We start from the raw sequence: 568 nt of genomic DNA, 5'->3' as shown, positions 1-568 counted from the left end.
GCCAAGTCTATGTTGAACGCTTCGGTGCTGATCACATGGAGCATCATGAAATCGATACTCTGACGGCACGCGAGATCGAGAACATTGGCGAGCGGGTTGCCGCAGCGACAAAGCAGTTCCTCAACGCCGCTAATCCGATTCTTAGCGCAGCACTGCCGACCGGCGAACGTATCCAGGTCGTCTTGCCGCCCGCGGCACCTGACGGTGGGTCGATCACGATCCGTAAGCAAGTTGTGCAGAATTTCTCTCTGCAGGACTACCGTGACAACGGCTCTCTCGACAAAGTCTCGGTTGCTGTCGGGGGCCTAAGCGACGTGGATCGGGAGCTGATCGCCTATCTACGCGCGGAGAAGATCTACGACTTCATCCATACGGCCATCACGAAGCGGGTTTCGATCCTGATCAGTGGCGGCACGTCGTCGGGCAAAACCACCTTTCTGAACGCGTGCCTGAACTCTGTAGACCTGAATGAGCGGATCCTAACGCTTGAAGACACTCGTGAGCTATTCCCACCACAGAAGAACGCGGTCCACCTGATCGCCTCCAAGGGTGGTCAAGGCACTGCAAA

1 protein-coding gene is annotated in these 568 nt (G+C 56.7%); it reads left to right on the top strand.

Translation table 11 applies throughout. The features are described from left to right. Positions 1-568, top strand: a 568-nt coding sequence (locus ACM6UT_RS23465) for an ATPase, T2SS/T4P/T4SS family (RefSeq protein ID WP_416799664.1), incomplete at both ends; no start/stop codon positions are given.

It is taken from the genome of Ciceribacter azotifigens (assembly GCF_048159625.1).
In the GTDB taxonomy this organism is placed as follows: domain Bacteria; phylum Pseudomonadota; class Alphaproteobacteria; order Rhizobiales; family Rhizobiaceae; genus Allorhizobium; species Allorhizobium azotifigens.
Note: the sequence above shows the minus strand (reverse complement) of the source record. Positions and strands in the feature narration are given on the sequence as shown.